Source organism: Leisingera sp. ABM4_101 (assembly GCF_056158725.1).
The window spans coordinates 663303-681397 of record NZ_JBSWTV010000002.1; the positions used below are offsets into that span (position 1 = coordinate 663303).

18 protein-coding genes and 3 tRNA genes are annotated in these 18095 nt (G+C 61.5%); 12 read left to right on the top strand and 9 right to left on the bottom strand.

Annotation, left to right across the window (positions count from 1 at the left end; all coding sequences use genetic code 11):
* Nucleotides 1–26: 26 nt before the first annotated feature.
* A complete protein-coding gene (locus ACXAEK_RS04190) occupies nucleotides 27–1466 on the bottom strand; it encodes an NAD(P)-dependent oxidoreductase (RefSeq protein ID WP_475040078.1) in 1440 nt (479 codons plus the stop codon).
* A 242-nt stretch (nucleotides 1467–1708) separates the two neighbouring features.
* On the opposite strand from ACXAEK_RS04190, the gene ACXAEK_RS04195 reads away from it, so the two are divergent.
* Nucleotides 1709–2515 carry an undecaprenyl-diphosphate phosphatase gene (locus ACXAEK_RS04195; protein ID WP_475040079.1) on the top strand — a complete coding sequence of 269 codons (807 nt, stop codon included), beginning with the start codon at nucleotides 1709–1711 and terminating at the stop codon, nucleotides 2513–2515.
* A gap of 64 nt (nucleotides 2516–2579) precedes the next feature.
* On the opposite strand, the gene ACXAEK_RS04200 is transcribed toward ACXAEK_RS04195, so the two are convergent.
* Nucleotides 2580–3569, bottom strand: a complete 990-nt coding sequence (locus tag ACXAEK_RS04200) for a complex I NDUFA9 subunit family protein (protein WP_475040080.1) — start codon at nucleotides 3567–3569, stop codon at nucleotides 2580–2582.
* Between the two features lie 229 nt (nucleotides 3570–3798).
* On the opposite strand from ACXAEK_RS04200, the gene ACXAEK_RS04205 reads away from it, so the two are divergent.
* Together ACXAEK_RS04205 and ACXAEK_RS04210 are read left to right on the top strand one after the other, a co-directional pair.
* Nucleotides 3799–4209, top strand: coding sequence for a globin domain-containing protein (locus ACXAEK_RS04205; RefSeq protein ID WP_475040081.1), 411 nt, complete (start codon nucleotides 3799–3801; stop codon nucleotides 4207–4209).
* A gap of 109 nt (nucleotides 4210–4318) precedes the next feature.
* Nucleotides 4319–4405: transfer RNA gene (locus tag ACXAEK_RS04210), tRNA-Leu, on the top strand.
* 99 nt (nucleotides 4406–4504) lie between these two features.
* Here the strand turns inward: ACXAEK_RS04210 and ACXAEK_RS04215 are convergent.
* Together ACXAEK_RS04215 and ACXAEK_RS04220 are read right to left on the bottom strand one after the other, a co-directional pair.
* Nucleotides 4505–5992, bottom strand: a complete 1488-nt coding sequence (locus tag ACXAEK_RS04215) for a flavin-containing monooxygenase (RefSeq protein WP_475040082.1) — start codon at nucleotides 5990–5992, stop codon at nucleotides 4505–4507.
* Between the two features lie 10 nt (nucleotides 5993–6002).
* Nucleotides 6003–6446, bottom strand: coding sequence for a cupin domain-containing protein (locus ACXAEK_RS04220; RefSeq protein ID WP_475040083.1), 444 nt, complete (start codon nucleotides 6444–6446; stop codon nucleotides 6003–6005).
* 127 nt (nucleotides 6447–6573) lie between these two features.
* Between ACXAEK_RS04220 and ACXAEK_RS04225 the strand changes: the two genes are divergently transcribed.
* From ACXAEK_RS04225 to ACXAEK_RS04235, 3 genes are all read left to right on the top strand, one after another.
* On the top strand, nucleotides 6574–7590 hold the full coding sequence (locus ACXAEK_RS04225) for an AraC family transcriptional regulator (RefSeq protein ID WP_475040084.1): 1017 nt from the start codon (nucleotides 6574–6576) through the stop codon (nucleotides 7588–7590).
* 70 nt (nucleotides 7591–7660) lie between these two features.
* Nucleotides 7661–7736: transfer RNA gene (locus ACXAEK_RS04230), tRNA-Thr, on the top strand.
* A 151-nt stretch (nucleotides 7737–7887) separates the two neighbouring features.
* Nucleotides 7888–7974, top strand: a tRNA-Leu gene (locus ACXAEK_RS04235).
* A 137-nt stretch (nucleotides 7975–8111) separates the two neighbouring features.
* Here the strand turns inward: ACXAEK_RS04235 and ACXAEK_RS04240 are convergent.
* The 3 genes from ACXAEK_RS04240 to ACXAEK_RS04250 are packed head-to-tail and all read right to left on the bottom strand — an operon-like array spanning nucleotide 8112 to nucleotide 11742.
* Nucleotides 8112–9587, bottom strand: coding sequence for a heme biosynthesis HemY N-terminal domain-containing protein (locus tag ACXAEK_RS04240; protein ID WP_475040085.1), 1476 nt, complete (start codon nucleotides 9585–9587; stop codon nucleotides 8112–8114).
* Between the two features lie 10 nt (nucleotides 9588–9597).
* Nucleotides 9598–10962 carry a COG4223 family protein gene (locus ACXAEK_RS04245; protein ID WP_475040086.1) on the bottom strand — a complete coding sequence of 455 codons (1365 nt, stop codon included), beginning with the start codon at nucleotides 10960–10962 and terminating at the stop codon, nucleotides 9598–9600.
* Nucleotides 10963–11016: 54 nt separating this feature from the next.
* The gene (locus ACXAEK_RS04250) at nucleotides 11017–11742 is read right to left on the bottom strand and encodes a uroporphyrinogen-III synthase (protein ID WP_475040087.1); all 726 of its coding nucleotides are present in this window, start codon (nucleotides 11740–11742) and stop codon (nucleotides 11017–11019) included.
* A gap of 74 nt (nucleotides 11743–11816) precedes the next feature.
* On the opposite strand from ACXAEK_RS04250, the gene tsaD reads away from it, so the two are divergent.
* The 6 genes from tsaD (at nucleotide 11817) to ACXAEK_RS04280 (ending at nucleotide 15945) form a co-directional block, all read left to right on the top strand.
* Complete coding sequence (tsaD, locus tag ACXAEK_RS04255; RefSeq protein ID WP_475040088.1) at nucleotides 11817–12914, top strand: tRNA (adenosine(37)-N6)-threonylcarbamoyltransferase complex transferase subunit TsaD; 1098 nt, start codon at nucleotides 11817–11819, stop codon at nucleotides 12912–12914.
* Nucleotides 12911–13873 carry an NAD(P)H-dependent glycerol-3-phosphate dehydrogenase gene (locus ACXAEK_RS04260; protein WP_475040089.1) on the top strand — a complete coding sequence of 321 codons (963 nt, stop codon included), beginning with the start codon at nucleotides 12911–12913 and terminating at the stop codon, nucleotides 13871–13873. Before tsaD ends, ACXAEK_RS04260 begins: the two co-directional genes overlap by 4 nt.
* 1 nt (nucleotide 13874) lies before the next feature.
* Nucleotides 13875–14147, top strand: a complete 273-nt coding sequence (locus ACXAEK_RS04265; protein ID WP_039126373.1) for a YciI family protein — start codon at nucleotides 13875–13877, stop codon at nucleotides 14145–14147.
* The gene (locus ACXAEK_RS04270; protein ID WP_475040090.1) at nucleotides 14147–14569 is read left to right on the top strand and encodes an EVE domain-containing protein; all 423 of its coding nucleotides are present in this window, start codon (nucleotides 14147–14149) and stop codon (nucleotides 14567–14569) included. Before ACXAEK_RS04265 ends, ACXAEK_RS04270 begins: the two co-directional genes overlap by 1 nt.
* Before the next feature lie 45 nt (nucleotides 14570–14614).
* Nucleotides 14615–15010: a DUF1761 domain-containing protein gene (locus tag ACXAEK_RS04275; protein WP_475040091.1), complete on the top strand. Its 396-nt coding sequence runs from the start codon at nucleotides 14615–14617 to the stop codon at nucleotides 15008–15010.
* 287 nt (nucleotides 15011–15297) lie between these two features.
* On the top strand, nucleotides 15298–15945 hold the full coding sequence (locus ACXAEK_RS04280) for a DUF899 family protein (protein WP_475040092.1): 648 nt from the start codon (nucleotides 15298–15300) through the stop codon (nucleotides 15943–15945).
* Between the two features lie 73 nt (nucleotides 15946–16018).
* Here the strand turns inward: ACXAEK_RS04280 and ahcY are convergent, their stop codons facing one another.
* Both ahcY and ACXAEK_RS04290 read right to left on the bottom strand, forming a co-directional pair.
* Entirely contained in the window at nucleotides 16019–17407 is a 1389-nt protein-coding gene (gene ahcY, locus ACXAEK_RS04285) for an adenosylhomocysteinase (protein ID WP_475040093.1), read from the bottom strand.
* Between the two features lie 151 nt (nucleotides 17408–17558).
* A complete protein-coding gene (locus ACXAEK_RS04290) occupies nucleotides 17559–17873 on the bottom strand; it encodes a hypothetical protein (protein WP_475040094.1) in 315 nt (104 codons plus the stop codon).
* Between the last annotated feature and the right edge of the window lie 222 nt (nucleotides 17874–18095).

Consider the following 18095-nt stretch of genomic DNA (forward strand, 5'->3'; position numbering starts at 1 on the left):
ACAGACGGTGTACGGGGGGTGCCGCCTTATTCCGCCGCCACCGCGGCCTTGCTGTTGAAGTTCTCCAGGATCGCCTCGGCGCAGTCGCGGCCGTCCTTGATCGCCCAAACCACCAGCGAGGCACCGCGCACGATGTCGCCCACCGCATAGACGCCGTCCAGTTCGGTCGCACCGGTTTTGAACGCGGCTTTGACAGTGCCCCAGCGGGTCACCGGCAGCTCCGGCTGGTTCCAAAGGGTCGGCAGCTCTTCCGGCTCAAAGCCCAAGGCTTTGATCACCAGATCCGCCTCTTCCACGTAATCCGCTCCTTCGATCACTTCCGGCGCCTGGCGGCCCGAGGCATCCGGCTGGCCCAGGCGCATCTTCTGCACCATCACCCCGGACACCTTGCCGCCCTCATCGGTGAAGCCCTTGGGCGCCGACAGCCACTCAAAAACCACGCCTTCTTCCTCGGCGTTCTGGGTCTCGCGCTGCGAACCCGGCATGTTGGCGCGGTCGCGGCGGTAGAGGCATTTGACCGATGTAGCGCCCTGGCGGATCGAGGTCCGCACGCAGTCCATCGCAGTGTCGCCGCCGCCGATCACCACAACCTTTTTGCCTTCGGCATTCAGGTCGCCGTTGTCGAACTCGGCAACCTCATCGCCAAAGCTCTTCTTGTTGGAGGCGCACAGGAAATCGATCGCCTTAACAATGCCTTCGGACCCGCTGCCCGGCATCGCCAGATCGCGCGATTTATAGACGCCGGTGGCGATGATCACCGCGTTATGCTTGGCCCGGATCTCCTCAAACGAGATGTCCTCGCCCACATTGCAGTTCAGCACGAAAGTCACGCCGCCGTCGGCCAGCAGCTTGTTGCGGCGCTCCACCACGTCCTTTTCCAGCTTAAAGCTGGGGATACCGTACATCAGCAGCCCGCCCGCGCGGTCATAGCGGTCATAAACGGTGACCTGCACCCCCGCCTTGCGCAGCATATCCGCCGCCGCCAGGCCGCCGGGGCCTGCGCCGATGATGCCAACTCTCTCGCTGCGCTCGGCCAGCGGCGCGGCGGGCTTCACCCAGCCGTTTTCCCAGGCGGTGTCGGTGATGTATTTCTCGACCGAGCCGATGGTCACGGTGCCATGGCCGGACTGCTCGATCACGCAGTTGCCTTCGCACAGGCGGTCCTGCGGGCAGATGCGGCCGCAAATCTCCGGGAAGGTGTTGGTGGCCTGGCTGGTGGCATAGGCCTCTTCCAGGCGGCCGGTGGCGGTCAGGCGCAGCCAGTCGGGGATGTTGTTGTGCAGCGGGCAGTGGCTCTGGCAATAGGGCACACCGCACTGGCTGCAGCGGCTGGCCTGTTCTTCGGCCTTGGCAGCAGCGTACTCTGCGTAAATCTCATTGAAGTCTTCCTTGCGTACACTCGCGTCACGCTTCTCCGGCATGTCGCGTTCGATCTGCACAAATTTCAGCATCGGTTGCTTGGCCACGGGCTGGACTCCATCGTTTGTCTGGCTGCGCAGGCACCCCTGCAGGTACGGTTACGCTTTTATGTCAACTTTGCTGACCTATTTTGCCAGCGCTTTACTTCTGATATCGTTTTTCGCGGAAATGTACAGAAATTTTAGGTCCGTATCGGACCCGAATAACCGCTTTCCAATCCAGAGCCGGGATTTATACAGAGTCGCGACAGTTTACGGCCCATCCGCGGCCAGCGAAGGATGATTTCAGCATGCCGCTTTTTCAGCTGATCCTGGTTGCGTTGATCCAAGGCATTACCGAATTCCTGCCTGTTTCCTCCTCCGGCCACCTGATTCTGCTGCCTGGCCTCACAGGACTCAATGACCAGGGCCAGGTGATCGACGTCGCCGTGCATGTGGGCACCCTGGCGGCGGTGATGGTCTATTTCTGGAGCGATGTGCGCAAAGGGCTGGCCGGTCTGCCCCGCGCTTTGACCGGCCGCACCGACACGCCGGGCTCCCGGCTTGCTACGGGGCTGATCGTGGCCACCATCCCCACCATCCTGTTCGGCGCAGCACTGCATTTCACCGGCCTCAGCGATGCGCTGCGGTCGATCACCGTAATCGGCTGGACCATGCTTGGCTTTGGATTGGTGCTCTACTGGGCCGACCAGAAAGGCGCCGAAGTGAAACAGGCCGGTGATTGGGGCCTACGCGACGCGCTGATCATGGGACTGTGGCAAATGCTGGCGCTGATCCCCGGCACCTCGCGCTCCGGCATCACTATCACCGGCGCGCGGCAGCTCGGCTACACCCGCGAAGACGGCGCCCGGATTGCCATGCTGATGTCGATCCCGACGATCATCGCCTCCGGCGCACTGCTGGGAACCGAAGTGGCACTAGAGGCCAACACTGCGCTGATGCGCGATGCCGGGATCGCCGCGGTGCTGGCCATGCTTTCCGCCCTGGCGGCGCTCAGCCTGATGATGCGGCTGCTGCGCTCCGTCAGCTTCACGCCCTACGTGATTTACCGGGTGATCCTGGGCCTGGTGCTGCTGGCCATCGCCTACAGCAGCTGAACCGGGATGCAAAAAAGCGCGGAATTGCTTCCGCGCTTTCAAACCCTTGGCCTTGACTGGCTGTTCAGGCGCCATTGCGCAGGTTGCGCGCCGAATTTGTCATTTCGTCGTATTGCCCGGAAGGACGGAATTTCCACAGGTAATCCGGCAGCACAGACCCGGCGGAAACCGGGCTGATGCCCAGATCAGCAAATCCCTTGGCCGCTTCGGAAACAACATTGTCTGCCTTAAGGCTTTTCAGCTGATCGCGGGTCAAAACCTTGTTTTCAATCAGCTGGAAGCTGGCGGCCTGAACCATGTCAAAGCCAAACGCCACAAGCTTTGCCACAAACCCCGGCAGCGACAGAATGATGCGGCGGCGGTGAATCACGCCCAGCATTTGCTCCATCAGCGCCCGGAAACTCTTCACTTCCGGCCCGCCCAGCTCATAGATGCCGCTTTCTGCTTCGCCCAAAACGCCCATAACAGCGGCCTTGGCCACATCATCGGCAAAGACAGGCTGGAATTTGGTTGCGCCCGCAGCAATCGGCAGCAGCGGAGACAGCCGGCACATCGCGGCAAAACGGTTGAAGAACCCGTCTTCGGCCCCGAAGATCACGGAGGGGCGGAGGATCATTGCATCCGGGAAATTCTGCAGCACTGCGGCTTCGCCTGCGGCCTTGGTGCGGGAATATTCGCTGGCAGCATTCGCGTCAGCGCCGATTGCGGAAATATGCACGAGTTGGGCAACACCCTGCTGCGCTGCAATACGGGCGATACGCCCTGCACCTTCAGCGTGGATTGATCCAAAAGTGTTCTTACCCAACTCATTCAGCACGCCGACGCAGTTCACCACCGCATCCGCCCCCTGCATGACAGAGGCGACCGACATGTCGTCGCGGATATTGCAGAAAACCGGCTCCACCTGGCCCGGAACACCATAAGGCTTCACATGCATGGCTTCATTTGGCCGGCGCACGGCCACCCGCACACGCCAGCCTTCCTTGGCCATGCGCCGCGCAATGTAACGGCCTGCAAAACCGGATCCGCCATAGATCGTGACCAGTTTGGACATCTTTAGGCTCCTGAATTTAGCTGCCTCTATGCTGTAGCGCCGCATGAGGCGTCAAACAAGGCGCAAAACGTGGATATTCCACAGCATTGGCATCAGAAACCGCCGCCTCCGCAGGCTGGGAGCTGCGCTTTTTACGGTTTGCTTAACCTTCCCTTCAGCCCCGGGGCGTTAAGGCAAAATGGTGTGTTTAATACTCTTATTCTGATGAGTGCTCAGGAGACTTATTCAAATGGTCAGCGAAAAGGACAAAGCCCTGATCCGGAAGAGCATCGAAAGCGAGCGGATGGACCTCGAAGCTTTCGTGCCGGCGTTCTACCGGAAGTTCTTTGAAACCTGCCCGGACATCCGCGATCTGTTTCCAGATGACTTGTCACAGCAAGAGGAAAAGCTGCTGGCGTCGCTCACCCATATTGCCGAAGCACTGGATGATTCCCGCCGGCTGGATTCAATCCTTCAGCAGCAAGGCAAAAAACACCGCAAGCTGGAAGTGTCCGACGCCCATTTCGAAGGTTTCATATCCAGTTTCACCGGCGCCCTGGCGAGTACGCTGGGGACTGACTGGAATGATGAAACCCAAGCTGCCTGGGTCGTTTTTCTGACTGATATTGCTTGCAAGATGAATTTCATGACCCGGATATAACACGCCGCGGCAATGGGCTCTGCCCAGGGTTCCGGCCCTCGCCAAGCTGCGCCAATTTTCCGTTTGACGCCCTCAGGAAACCGCCATATACGCCGGTCTCACGACACCTGCCCAGGTGGCGGAATTGGTAGACGCGCTAGCTTCAGGTGCTAGTGTCCGTATGGACGTGGAGGTTCGAGTCCTCTCCTGGGCACCATTCCCTCTAAAACCCATCGAAACAGATTGCGGCGAATTTGGCTTGCTTGCGTCCCAAGGCACCGCGCCCACCGTTTCCAGCGGGCGCAGCAGTGAGACCTCAAGCCGCTTGATACTGCGGCGCTGTTGCCAGAAACCGCCCGTAGGCACTGGCATCGGGAGGCGCGAATTGCTCCGTCAGAAAATTGGACCGCTTCCATTGCGACGCGCCCATGTCGATCAGCAATTCATCGAAATGCTTGAAATGAAAGGGAGCCGAGCAAAGCCCGCCATAGATCTGAGCTGCCGGCCTTTCCTTGCGGCGCCAATCAAGCATCATCTGGATGTTCTCTTCCATCTCGGCCCGGGAGGGCTGCCGCGCCAGTTTCCCATCGGCAAAGCGGACAAGCCAGTTGGCCACCATCTCCGCCGACAAGATGGTACAGAAGCTGGAGTTGAAGCCAACAAACCCCATCTCCGGCAGGTCCGGGTTCACTGCCAGGCGGTACGTCCGGTACTGGCCGTCCGCCTCGATGAGCTTGTCCAAATAGGGCTGCGCCAGATACGGGATGCCCAGTTTCCAGCCAACCGCTGAAATCACCAGATCAGCACCTATTCTTTCGCCGGTCTCCAGCACAATTTCATCCCCTTCGTAGCGCGAAAAGGTTGTGCGGCGCGGGATGATAGAGCCGTCTTTGAACCCTTCGAACAAACCCGGCGTCACAATTGGCACTGAGCAGGACACATCCTTTTCAATCGGAATGTCCGGCACCATGTCCCATTTCTTCAGCCCCAGCTGCATCTTCAGCAAGGTCTCGAGACCGCGGAAATTTGCCCATATGAGCGGTTTTGCAAGGCTGTACAAAGCCTTGTGCAGAAAACTGCGGCCCCAGCCGTTGAACTGCGCTTCCTGTGCCCGCATGTACAGCAGCTTCTTGAAATTGATGCCTCCGACGAAATACGGCACCCGCCAGACATTCTGCCTGTAGACCAGATGCACCTGCCGGGCACCGTTTTGCGCCGCGTTTACTGCAACGTCCGTGGCGGATTTGGATCCGCCCAGCACAACAACACGTTTGCCGCGCGCCTGTTCGGGGTCCAGGTATTCGGAGGAGTGCATCACCTCACCGCCCTGCGAGACAAAGGCGTCCTGTCCGGGGTGGGTCAGTATGTTCTTTTCCGAGAACTGACCGGTGCAGATCACGGTAAAGTCGGTGTCCAGCACCTTGCGTTCGCCACCGGTTTCTATGAGCAGCCGCCAGCCCGGCTGTCCATCCGGCCGCCGGTCCATTTCCAGCACATTGCTGTTCAGCTGAAACAGCTTATGCAGCCCATGCCTGGCCGCGTAGGAATGCAAATAGGCGTGGACCTGAGGCCCCTTTGGCCATTCCGGATACTCCTTCGGCATTGGAAGGTCCGTGTAGCAATAGAGATCCTTGGGGGACTGTGTCTGGACACCGGGGTAAGAGCGGGACGGCTCCCAGACTCCCCCCAGGTCCTGGCTGCGCTCAAACCCCAGAACCTGATGGCCCTTCTCGGCAAATGCCTTGGCGGCGGCAAGCCCGCTTACTCCGCCGCCGATGACCGCGACCGTTTTACGCTTTACCATCTCCGCCCCCTTATTCCGAAGGCGGCGGCAGGAAGTCGACCTCGTGCAAGGCAGAAAGCCGCACCAGTTCCTGAGGATCGGTCACCCCGTCCAGTGCGCAGAACAAATCATAAAGCTTGCGCGAAGGCGCTACGCCAAACACGCAGGAGGCAGTGCCACCGGAACGGTTGAATATACCATGCGCCACGCCCATCGGCATCCGCACCGTGTCGCCCGGGCCTGCCTGAAACACATCACCGCCAAACTCCACCTCCAGCGTGCCCTCAAGCATCGTGATCCATTCATCCTGGGTCGGATGCACATGCGGCGGAACAAAGGTGCCGTCTGGAATGACCGCGTGCCACACAAAGGCATTTTCGCTGTGCAGTTTAGGCGTGTAGGTGTGGCCGACCACATTCCAGGACCGGCTGTCCAGCCCATCCGCGGCCTTCGTAATTCCCTGATCGAGAGCCATGTTTTCCTCCCTCATGCAGCTCATCCATCAAGCCTACGGCGGGTCAGGAAAAAGGATTATCCAGAATGCGCAAAATAGCGCAGGACCGTGTGATTGCCTGACGGCACCGGCGTGCTAGGCTGCCGGTATGACCCGTCCGCAGACAACAGAGCAGCATGAACCCTTGCGCGCATGGCGGCAGTTTGAGGGCCATGACTTTGACCAAGTGCGCGCCCTGGTCGCGGGAAAATTCTGCGACCACAGCCTGAGACCCCTTGGTGCCCCGCAAAACACCAGTATGCGGTACAACCATGTGCGCGGACAGGCGCTGTCGCTCAACTATCTGAGCTATGGGTCAGCAGTTGAGATCAATCCGGGAGAGCTCCAGGATTTCTACCTGGTGCAATTGCCGGTCAGCGGGCAGGCACTGGTCGCCAATGGTGCGGAACCCGCTGTGTCTGACCCTGGCCTGGCCACAGTGCTCAACCCGTCCCGGGAAACACGGATGACATGGCACACCGGTTGCCGGATGCTGCTTCTGCAGATCAGCCGTGAAGCTTTGCATGCAACTGCAGAACGCGCCACCGGTCTGCCGCTTTGCGAAGGCGTCATGTTCCGTACTGCGGTTCCCTTGGAAAACGGCGCCCTGCGGGATTGGATGCGCCAGTTTTCAGCCTGTGTCGCCGCAACGGAAAACAAGGCGGGCTTCGGGTCTTGGAATTCAATGCAACAGACGATGATCGAAGAGCAGCTGATCCTGGGGCTGCTGACGCATCAGGACAGCAATATCCGTCATTTGATGAAGCCAAAATCGGCGCCATCAAACTGCCAAATGCGCCGCGCCAGGGACTTCATTCATGCCAATGCTTCCGAGCCCTTGACCGTTTCTGCCATTGCCGCTGCAGCCGGTTGCAGCATCCGGTCACTGCAAGCCGGTTTCCGCAGCCAGCTCAGCCTGACGCCGATGCAATACCTATGCGCTGTCCGGCTGGACATGGCGCGCTACCTGCTGCTGTCCCAGCCCGCCGGAACACCGGTCAGCAGTATCGCTTATGACTGCGGGTTTTCCCACCTGGGCCGGTTTTCCCGGCTTTACCGCGACCGCTTTGGCGAGCTTCCCAGAGACACCTCTCCCGCACTGGGAAATCTGCAAAGATCCGGATGATCCCTGCTTGCACGGTGCAGGCTCAGTGTTTAAACGGTCTGCACTGGTTTCTGCCGCTGGCAGAAACTGTGCCGCTGTAGCTCAGCTGGTAGAGCACGTCATTCGTAATGATGGGGTCGGGGGTTCGAGTCCCTTCAGCGGCACCACTTTCCCCGGTTTTGCAATCACACGGCATATCAGTGCTTTGCAATGTCCGGAGCGGATTCTTACCGGCCTGGCAGAAAAAGCTATCTTTGGCGGCAGGTTTCCATTTGACGCTGTCTGCGACTCCGCTTATATGCCGGTCTCACGACACCTGCCCAGGTGGCGGAATTGGTAGACGCGCTAGCTTCAGGTGCTAGTGTCCGTATGGACGTGGAGGTTCGAGTCCTCTCCTGGGCACCATTCTCCCAAACATTCAGAAACACTGTAAACGCGGTATTCTGCTGCATCGTCTTCAGCACACCGCGCAAGCGCCTGAAATGAAAAACGGCAGGACGCGCCTGCCGTTCATCATGACTGGTATTGACCAGAAACTGCCGTCAGCCTGCTTCTTTGGCCGGGCTCTGTGATACGCCGGCTTCCTCCGCAGCTTCTTCGACAATCTCAGCGTCCTCAACCGGCTCCGCGCTCTTGTCCTCCAGCGCACCGGTGATCAGCGGCAGCATGTGGGCAGCCGCCACGCTGGCCACTTCAGGCGTTTCCGGGCGTTTCCAGGACAGCGTGTCAAAGCTGGAGCAGTGCTCGCAGACCGGCGCCCATTCGGCATGAATGTGGTTGCAGCTGTCACAGACCCACTGGGGCCCGCGCGGCGCGGTCAGCGCCTTGGCCAGCCAGCCCTGCACCACTTTGTCGCCGGCGCCTTCGCCGCGTTCGATTGCGGCCATCAGTGTCAGCGCACGGGCATCCAAAGCTCTTTCGGCAAGATCGCTCAGCCAGCGGCGGGCCTCAGGAAAATCTTCGGCCACGATGTTCAGTTCCGCCATGATCAGCCGGGTTTCGTCATCCTGCGGCTTCAGACGGGCCAGCTGGTCGAAACGCTTGACGCGATCAGCCGCCGTTTCCTCCGGTTCAATTCCGGCAAAGGCATGGGCCAAATCGGGGTGCGGCTGGCTTTCCCAGGTTTTCTTGAGCAGACGGGCTGCCGGCCGTTTCTTTCCTTTGGCAATATATGCACGGGCGGCCATGGCTGCGGCGGGCACCAAATCCGGAGAGAGCCGGTTTGCCTCTATGGCCTGCTCCTGCTGCTCGATGGTTGCACTTTCATCCAGAAGACCCTTGGACGCTGACAGTGCCAGAACCGCATCGCGCCGTTTGAACACATCGCGCGGCAGGGTTCCGGTCTTGAGCTTGGTCGACAGCGTCTTGCGCGCCCCGGCCCAGTCTTCCGCCTGAGCCTGCAGGCGCAGCAGCGTGTCCTGCACCTCTTCGTGCTTGGGCCGCAGTGCCAGTGCCTTTTCCGCCAGCTGGCGGGCGGTGTCCGTGTCGCCTTCGGACAGCTTCTGCTTCATGATCCCGCGCACCCCGACAAAGCGGGTCGGCTGGTTGGACAGAAGGCGCTTGTAGGCCTCCGCCGCCTTGTGGGTGTCACCGCTCATCTCTGCCGCCTGCGCCACCAGCAGATCGGTCAGCTCCGGCTTTTGCAAAAACTTTTCGGCCCGCGCCGCCTTGGCCAGCGCCAGGCGCCCCTCGCCCGAGGCAAGCGCCATCAGCCCGTCCGACAGCGCCTGATAGCCTTTGCGTTCGCGGCCCTTGTCCCAGTAGCGCGACAAAGCAGTTTCATCGCCATTCAAGAACCGCAGAGTCGCAACCAGCAGCGACAGCAGCTTCAGGAACAGCCAAACGCCAAAAACCAGAACGCCCAGCGCAATAACCGATTGCAAGGCGCCAAGGGTATATTCCGTGCCGGCGACGGTTACCTGCACACCGCCGGCTGTTTCCATCAGCAAACCCGCGCCAAAGGCAAGAAGCGCGACGATTGCGACAAAAACGAGGATCTTCAACAACGACCAGAGCATGGCGGCTTCCTTATTTGGCTTGCAGGCTTTGAGCCAGTTCAGCAGCTGCCGTCACGGCAGCCACCCGCGCATTTGCCGCGGCTTCCCAGTTGGACAGGGCGGCACGGGCCGTTTCGGGCAATACAGTGAGTTCGTTCAGTGCATCCTGAAGCTTGCCTGCGGCCACCGCTGCCTCAGTCCGGGACAGAACAGCATCCGCGCCATCGCCTTCCTGCGGCGTCACAGACCGCGCACCCAGATGCCGGTTCACATAATCCAGCAGGCCGCCGCCGCCCTTGGTTTCTTCGCGGGCTGCGGCCAGCGCCAGCCGCGCTGCCGGGGCAAAGCTGTCGCGCAGGGCGGAAATGGTGGCGACACCGCTGTCGGCCGGACCTGACAGGACCGCCGGCACGTCCACGCCGAGGTTCGAAAGCTCCTGCACATTAGCGGCATAGCTGTTGCCGCTGTCCAATGCGGACCGCAGCTGTGCCAGCTGGGTCTGGGCGCTGGCGATCCGCGCGGCCTCGGCACTGGCGGCATCCATCGCCTGGGCTTCGGCCAGCATCTGCTCGACTTCCGCGCGCTGTGCGGCAAGGCTGTCCTGCAGCTTGGCCAGTTCGGTTTCAAACGCGGCCACTGCCTCCGGCGAGGCCCCCTCCAGCGGCCGGGTTTCCAATGCGGACACGCGGGCGGCCAGTGCGTCCAGATCCGCCCGCAAAGCCGCATCCGGTGCCGGCGCGCTCTTCAGCGGCTCAATTTCAGCGGTCAGGGCATCAATGCGGGACGCAAGCGGCGCAAGGTCGGGCGCCTGATTGGCTTCCACCTGCTGTTTCAAAGCGGCAAGGGCTGTTTCCAGCTCTGCCTGGCCGGTCTCAAGCGCGGTCAGATCAACACCGCCGCGCATAGAGGCAGGCAGCACGTTGTCGAGCCAGCCGCCCTGGCCGGCCACAAAGCCGATTACCGCGGCCACGGCGCCGCCCAGAACCGCAGAGCCGAAGCCGCCGCGTTTTTCGACAACCCGCTCCACCTCGCGCACAGGCTTGGCGGCAGTTGATTCAACCGGATCTGCAAGCGCCTCTTCAACCGCCGCATCCTCAGCGGCGGTCTCGGTCTCGGTCTCGGTCTCGGTCTCGGTCTCGGTCTCGGTCTCGGTCTCGGTCTCGGTCTCGGTCTCGGTCTCGGTCTCGGTCTCGGTCTCGGTCTCGGTCTCGGTCTCGGTCTCGGTCTCGGTCTCGGTCTCGGAAACCGGGGATTCTGTTTCGTCAGCCGCGTCAACCGCCGCGCCGGCAGTTTCCGCGCTCACGTCCTGTTCCGAAGTCTCCACAACTTCTTCAACCGGCTGGGTCTCGCCGGGGCCGGGCTCAATCACGTCTTCCGGATTTTTCTTGTCAGCCACGCCGGCCTCCCCCCTCAATTCCTAAAAAATACATTCTCGCGAACACGCTGGACACTACTCTGCGCGATCCCCGCCCTCAAGCCGGGACAGCTGCGCTGCGGCATCAAGGACGGCTTCGCCCATTGCCTTGGCATCCGGAGCCCTACTTACGCGCAACGTCTTGCAATTCAAGCCTTTCAATGGCTCCGCCACCGCTGGGCTCAGCGCAATCAGATGCAAATTCGCCCCATCCCCGCACAGATTGGCAAAATGGCGCGCAGTTCTGGGAGAGAAAAGCGGCACGATCACATCCTTTTGCGCAGAAAGAACAGCTTGGGCCTCCTCCGTCAGCGGCAACAGCACTTGATCATAGACCACCTGCTCCCGGCACGGCAGCCCCGCATCCTCAAGCCTCTGTGCAATGTTTCCCCGTGCGTGCGCACCCCGCAGGTGCAGCAACGGTCCTTCAGGGCGCTGCTGCAAAAGGGCTGCAACCAGCTCATCCGCGCATATGCCTGCGCAGGACGCCGTCCAGCCCGTTTCCATAGCGGCCTGCGCAGTGCGTTCTCCCACGCAATAGGCAGGCAGGCGGGCGGTGGTTTCACGTGAAGCGGTCTCCACCCCGTTTGCAGAGGTGAAGATGACCCCCTTCGCACCATCTAATTGGACCGGGGTGCCCGCAGGCCGGATCTCAATCAGCGGTGCATGGACAACCTGCAGCCCGGCGCGCGCATCAGCAGGCAGCCCGGCCGCGAACCGCTTGGCCGCGTCCAGCGGGCGTGTCATCAGCAATGGCACCATCGCAGGGCTCCCGGGATTGTTTGCAGGCAGCTTAGGTGGTAGCCCCGGCGGCAATTCGATGCAACGGTAAGGCCATGACTAAGACCCTGACCATTCTGGGGCTGGAAAGCAGCTGCGACGACACCGCCGCCGCCGTAATGCGGCAGGCTGAGGGCGCGCAGCCTGAGGTTCTGTCCTCGATCGTGTTCGGCCAGACCGAGCTGCACAGCGCCTTTGGCGGCGTGGTGCCCGAGATCGCAGCCCGCGCCCATGCCGAGAAGCTGGACCTCTGCGTGCGCGATGCGCTGGCCGAGGCCGGGCTGACACTGAAGGACATGGATGCGGTTGCGGTGACGGCCGGCCCCGGCCTGATCGGCGGCGTGATGTCGGGCGTGATGTGCGCCAAGGGGATCGCCGCCGCCACCGGCCTGCCGCTGGTGGGCGTGAACCATCTGGCGGGCCATGCGCTGACGCCGCGGCTGACCGATGGCATCGCTTACCCCTACCTGATGCTGCTGGTCTCTGGCGGGCATTGCCAATACCTGCTGGTGCGCGGGCCGGAGGATTTCACCCGCCTCGGCGGTACCATCGACGACGCGCCGGGCGAGGCGTTTGACAAAACCGCGCGCCTGTTGGGCCTGCCGCAGCCCGGCGGCCCTTCGGTGCAGGCTGAAGCGGAAGCGGGCGACCCCAAACGCTTCCGCTTCCCGCGGCCGCTGCTGGACCGGCCGGATTGCAACCTGTCATTCTCCGGCCTGAAGACCGCGCTGATGCGGATGCGGGATCAGATCGTGGCCGAGAAAGGCGGGCTGACGCGTCAGGACCGCGCCGATCTGTGTGCCGGGTTCCAGGCCGCAGTGGTGGACACGCTGGCAGAGAAAACCCGCCGCGCAATCCGCCTGTATCTGGAAGAGCAGCCTGCACAGCCAACTGTTGCCGTGGCTGGCGGTGTGGCGGCAAATACCGCCATTCGCACTGCGTTAGAGACTGTTTGCGCCGAGGCCGGCGCGGTCTTCACCGCGCCGCCCCTGCGGCTGTGCACGGATAATGCGGCGATGATCGCCTATGCGGGCCTTGAACGGTTCAAGGCGGGCGCACGCGACGGGCTGGACCTGACCGCCCGCCCGCGCTGGCCGCTGGACCAAAGCAGCCCGGCACTGATCGGATCCGGCCGCAAGGGAGCCAAGGCATGAGTATTTCCGTTCTGGGATCGGGCGCCTTCGGCACCGCTTTGGCAATTTCACTGGCTGGCAACGGGCCGGTGACCTTGTGGGCGCGTAACCCCATGAAGGCGCAGTCGATGCAGGACAGCCGCCGCAACGGCACCCGCCTGCCCGGTGTGGCACTGCCGGAGAACCTGGCCGTAACCGCGGATATTGCCCAAGCCTGCGCCGCGGAGGTGCTGCTGCTGGCGGTGCCGATGCAGACACTGCGCGGGGTGCTGGAAGCGCATCGTGATCTCTTCACCGGCAAGACACTGGTTGCCTGCTGCAAAGGGATCGAGCTGGACTCCGGCCTGGGCCCGGTTGCGGTCATTCAGGAAGTCCTGCCAGATGCAAGCGCCGCCCTGCTGACCGGCCCAAGCTTTGCCGCCGATATTGCCCGCGGCCTGCCCACCGCACTGACCCTTGCCTGCAATGATGCAGAGCGGTGCAAGGCGCTGCAAGAGCAGCTGACCACGGCGAACCTGCGTCTTTATCGCACCACGGACACCATTGGTGCCGAGACTGGCGGCGCCCTGAAGAACGTCATGGCGATCGCTTGCGGCGCGGTCATCGGTGCGGGCCTTGGCGACAGTGCCCGCGCAGCGCTAATGACCCGCGGCTACGCCGAGATGCAGCGCATGGCGCTGGCCTGCGGTGCCAAGGCGGAAACGCTGGCGGGCCTTTCCGGCTTTGGTGACCTGACGCTCACTTGCAGTTCGGACCTCTCCCGCAACTACCGTCTGGGCCTGTCCATCGGCCGCGGCGAGGAGTTTGATTCCAGCATCACGGTGGAAGGCGCTGCCACTGCGCGGGCCGTGGCGGCACAGGCCCAGCGGATGGGATTGGACATGCCGATCACGCTCACGGTAACCAATTTGCTCGATCAGCGCTTGACGATCCGCGAGGCAGCGGCACATTTGCTTAAAAGACCATTAAAAGAGGAATAAAATGCTCATCGCATTGATTGCCCGCGACAAACCCGGTGCCCTGCAGACCCGTCTCGATAACCGCGACGCACATCTGGCCTATATCAACGACACTGGCGTTGTGGCACAGGCCGGCCCGCTGCTGGATCAGGATGGCAATATGGCCGGCTCTCTGGTTATTCTGGACGTCGAAGACATGGCAGCCGGCCAGGCCTGGGCGGACAACGACCCCTACAACAAGGCGGGCCTGTTTGAAGCTGTCGAACTGATCACCTGGAAAAAGGTCATCGGCTGATGCGTTACTGGCTGTTCAAATCCGAACCCTCCACCTGGAGCTGGGATAACCAGGTCTCCAAAGGCGAGGCGGGTGAGGAATGGGACGGCGTGCGCAACTACCAAGCGCGCAATTTCATGCGCGAGATGAAAATCGGCGAGCGCGGGTTCTTCTATCACTCTCAGAAAGAGAAATCCGTGGTCGGCATCGTTGAGGTCTGCGCCGAGGCGCATCCCGACAGCACCACAGAGGACGACCGCTGGGAATGCGTCGACATCAAGGCGGTGCGCCCCTTTGCCAAGCCGGTGAGCCTGAATCAGATCAAGACCGATCCGCGCCTCGAGGAAATGGTGCTGGTCAAGAACTCCCGCCTGTCGGTGCAGCCGGTGAGCAAGGAGGAGTGGACCGCCATCTGCGCGCTGGGGGAGACAGACCCCGGCTGATCTGCCACTCTGCTCTCCACAGGCAGAACAATCAGGGAGAGCATTATGGAACTTGTCAGTGTGATTGCAGCGGCGGCGGCAGCATTTGTGCTGGGCGCGGTCTACTACGGCGCCTTGGCCAAACCCTGGGTCGAGGCCGCAGGTGTGGAATGCGACGAGAACGGCAAACCGAAGGGCGGCCAGAGCCCGGCGATTTTTGCCATGGCCTTTGTTCTGCAGCTGATCGTCGCTGGCATGATGCGCCATGTGTTCACCCTGTCGGGCATCGAGTCCCTTGGCGCGGGCCTGGTGGGCGGCGCCGGTGTCGGGCTGTTCTTCATCAGCCCCTGGATCGCGCTAAACAACATGTACGGGATGCGGCCGGTTAAGCTGACGCTGATTGACGGCGGATATGCGACGCTGGCCTGTGCTGCCGCTGGGGCTGTGCTGGGGCTGTTCTGAGCCTGCGGCGTCTGAATTGAAAAAGGGAAGGTCTTGTGGACAAACAAGACCTTCCCTTCCACCCCGCGTGCCCATATCCACCACACGCGTATGAAAATCTGTGTCTTGGCCGTCCTGACCGTGACATTAGGTATAGGCTGCCCGGCGCCGATTCCGCAAAGCAATAACCCGGACAATGCGAGACAAATGGGAAAGGCATGCCGAGGCCGGTGTCCGGCTTGACAGGAATGATCTACTATTTAACAATATTGTTAAATTTAAAGCTTGCCAGCCGGAAAGGGTGATTTATGCCTGTAAACCTCCCCAATGAAAGCGCGTCCTACCGGGCGGCCCGCAATGAACTGCTGAAAGCTGAGCTTGCGCTGCGGGCACAGACTGAAGAGGTCGCCGCCCTTCGCCGCGCCCTGCCGGAAGGCGGGCTGGTTGCGCAGGACTATACCTTCCGCAGCACCAGCGGGGCTGAGGTATCCATGCGGGAGCTGTTTGGCGGCCACAGCACCCTTGCCATCTATTCGCTGATGTACGGCCCGGAGGCCAAGGCCGCCTGCCCGATGTGTTCCGCCTTCCTGGATGGCTGGCGCGGACAGGTAGCCCATGTGCAGGAACGGATGGGATTTGCAGTGGTCGCCCAGTCTGCGCCTGAGCGGCTGGCGGCGCTGCAAGAGGAAATGGGCTGGCAGGCGCTCCCGCTCTATTCTGCGGCAGGCACCAGCTATCAGCAGGATTACCTGGCCGAGAATGATGCCGGTGCGCAGCTGCCGATGCTGCATGTCTTCACCCGCTCCGGGGATGCCATCCGGCATTTCTGGGGGTCTGAGATGTTCTTTGAGCCCAGCCCCTGGCAGCCGCGCCACATAGACGCGCTGTGGCCGCTGTGGAGCCTGTTCGACCTGACACCCGAAGGCCGCGGCAGCCACATGCCGAACCCGGGTTGAGCCTGCCGAGCCGGCAAAAGAAAAGCGCCGCCGGATTGCTCCAGCGGCGCTGACTTTTCAAAAGCGAAACCGCTTAGTAGCGGTAGTGCTCCGGCTTGAAGGGGCCTTCGGGCTTGACGCCGATATAGGCGGCCTGTTCGGCGCTCAGCTGGGTCAGTTTAACGCCGATGCGGCCCAGGTGCAGACGGGCGACTTTCTCGTCCAGGTGCTTGGGCAGGATGTAGACGTCGTTTTCGTAGTTGTCGCCGCGGGTCCACAGTTCGATCTGGGCCAGCACCTGGTTGGTGAAGGAGGCCGACATCACGAAGGACGGGTGGCCGGTGGCGTTGCCAAGGTTCAGCAGACGGCCTTCGGACAGCAGGATGATGCGGCTGCCCGAAGGCATCTCGATCATGTCGACCTGGTCCTTGATGTTGGTCCACTTGTGGTTCTTCAGCGCTGCGACCTGGATTTCGTTGTCGAAGTGGCCGATGTTGCCGACGATCGCCATATCCTTCATCTCGCGCATGTGCTCGATGCGGATCACGTCCTTGTTGCCGGTGGTGGTGATGAACACGTCGGCGGTGGCAACTTCGTCTTCCAGCAGGGTGACTTCGAAACCGTCCATGGCGGCCTGCAGGGCGCAGATCGGGTCGGCCTCGGTGACTTTCACCCGGGCGCCGGCGCCGCGCAGGGAGGCGGCGGAGCCTTTGCCCACGTCGCCGTAACCGCAGACCACGGCCACCTTGCCGGCCATCATGGTGTCGGTGGCGCGGCGGATGCCGTCGACCAGCAATTCCTTGCAGCCGTATTTGTTGTCAAACTTCGACTTGGTGACGCTGTCGTTCACGTTGATCGCCGGGAAGGGCAGCTGGCCCTGTTTTACCAGTTCGTACAGACGATGCACGCCGGTGGTGGTTTCTTCCGAGACACCCTGGATCGCGTCGCGGGTCTTGGTGAACCAGCCGGGCGATGCCTCCATGCGCTTGAAGATTTGCGCCTTGATGACGGCTTCTTCCTCGGACTGCGGCACCGGGATGATGTCCTCGCCCGCTTCGGCGCGGGCGCCCAGCAGCACATAGAGGGTGGCGTCGCCGCCATCATCCAGGATCAGGTTGGCGCCTTCAGGGAACATGAAGGATTTGTCCAGGTAGTCCCAATGCTCTTCCAGGGTCTGGCCCTTGATCGCAAAGACCGGAATGCCGGCCTCGGCGATGGCCGCGGCGGCGTGGTCCTGGGTCGAGAAGATGTTGCAGGATGCCCAGCGCACATCGGCGCCCAGCGCCACCAGCGTTTCGATCAGAACCGCAGTCTGGATGGTCATGTGCAGCGAGCCGACAATGCGGGCGCCTTTCAGCGGCTTGCTTTCACCGTATTCTTCGCGCAGCGCCATCAGGCCCGGCATTTCGGTTTCGGCGATGTCCAGCTCTTTGCGGCCAAACCCGGCCAGCGCGATGTCTTTGACGATATAATCCCCGGCCATAGTCTGCTCCATTCCGGTTACGAGTACACTTGCAGCAGGGCCTAACACTGCAATTGTTGATATTCAACGAAGATACCCGCAACCGGAGCCGGCGGCTCTGGCTTTTTAACGGTGGTCAGGCTGTTGGGGGGAGCCTGTCAGGCTGCCAAAGTCAGCTTGGCGTGCCCGGATCCGGCGTTTTTTCCGCTATGTGGAAGAAGGAGGAACCGGTTGCCACAACGCAGCTGATTCCGTTTGCATGTGTAACCAAAACGGTGAAAGTACCGGTTTCATCTGAAGACCAAACTTCAATCACTGTGGCCTCTGGGCGGCTTTTCTGAAGTCCGCCGGCGGTCAGCCGTTCGGAATATCCGCTTTCCAGTTTCTGGGTCATGACCTCACGGTCGCCGCAGCTTGCAGCCAGGGCAGGCGGCGCTGTTGCAGCCATGCCGAAAAGCAGGGAAAGACCAAGTAGACGCTTGAACATGACAAACTCCTTTCTGTTGCGTGTCACGTCGCAGAAGGGGGTTGCCGCAGAGAGGGGGCGGTGCCCCTTGTGTACCTATAATATTGGGTCTGAAGCGCTCTATTTCAAACTCACGGAACATAAACACCCCGTTTTCATCCGTGTTTGCAAAGTGTCGGCAGGCATTGCCCGGCATTGCCTCAGCAGGTAGTCAAAAAGCGTATTGCAGTGACAGGATGCACC

Excerpts from the sequence above, each read along its gene's own strand:
- ACXAEK_RS04195 (WP_475040079.1), top strand. The coding sequence starts at position 1,709 with ATGCCGCTTTTTCAGCTGATCCTGGTTGCGTTGATCCAAGGCATTACC.
- ACXAEK_RS04200 (WP_475040080.1), bottom strand. The coding sequence starts at position 3,569 with ATGTCCAAACTGGTCACGATCTATGGCGGATCCGGTTTTGCAGGCCGT.
- ACXAEK_RS04205 (WP_475040081.1), top strand. The coding sequence starts at position 3,799 with ATGGTCAGCGAAAAGGACAAAGCCCTGATCCGGAAGAGCATCGAAAGC.
- ACXAEK_RS04215 (WP_475040082.1), bottom strand. The coding sequence starts at position 5,992 with ATGGTAAAGCGTAAAACGGTCGCGGTCATCGGCGGCGGAGTAAGCGGG.
- ACXAEK_RS04220 (WP_475040083.1), bottom strand. The coding sequence starts at position 6,446 with ATGGCTCTCGATCAGGGAATTACGAAGGCCGCGGATGGGCTGGACAGC.
- ACXAEK_RS04225 (WP_475040084.1), top strand. The coding sequence starts at position 6,574 with ATGACCCGTCCGCAGACAACAGAGCAGCATGAACCCTTGCGCGCATGG.
- ACXAEK_RS04240 (WP_475040085.1), bottom strand. The coding sequence starts at position 9,587 with ATGCTCTGGTCGTTGTTGAAGATCCTCGTTTTTGTCGCAATCGTCGCG.
- ACXAEK_RS04250 (WP_475040087.1), bottom strand. The coding sequence starts at position 11,742 with ATGGTGCCATTGCTGATGACACGCCCGCTGGACGCGGCCAAGCGGTTC.
- tsaD (WP_475040088.1), top strand. The coding sequence starts at position 11,817 with ATGACTAAGACCCTGACCATTCTGGGGCTGGAAAGCAGCTGCGACGAC.
- ACXAEK_RS04260 (WP_475040089.1), top strand. The coding sequence starts at position 12,911 with ATGAGTATTTCCGTTCTGGGATCGGGCGCCTTCGGCACCGCTTTGGCA.
- ACXAEK_RS04265 (WP_039126373.1), top strand. The coding sequence starts at position 13,875 with ATGCTCATCGCATTGATTGCCCGCGACAAACCCGGTGCCCTGCAGACC.
- ACXAEK_RS04270 (WP_475040090.1), top strand. The coding sequence starts at position 14,147 with ATGCGTTACTGGCTGTTCAAATCCGAACCCTCCACCTGGAGCTGGGAT.
- ACXAEK_RS04275 (WP_475040091.1), top strand. The coding sequence starts at position 14,615 with ATGGAACTTGTCAGTGTGATTGCAGCGGCGGCGGCAGCATTTGTGCTG.
- ACXAEK_RS04280 (WP_475040092.1), top strand. The coding sequence starts at position 15,298 with ATGCCTGTAAACCTCCCCAATGAAAGCGCGTCCTACCGGGCGGCCCGC.
- ahcY (WP_475040093.1), bottom strand. The coding sequence starts at position 17,407 with ATGGCCGGGGATTATATCGTCAAAGACATCGCGCTGGCCGGGTTTGGC.
- ACXAEK_RS04290 (WP_475040094.1), bottom strand. The coding sequence starts at position 17,873 with ATGTTCAAGCGTCTACTTGGTCTTTCCCTGCTTTTCGGCATGGCTGCA.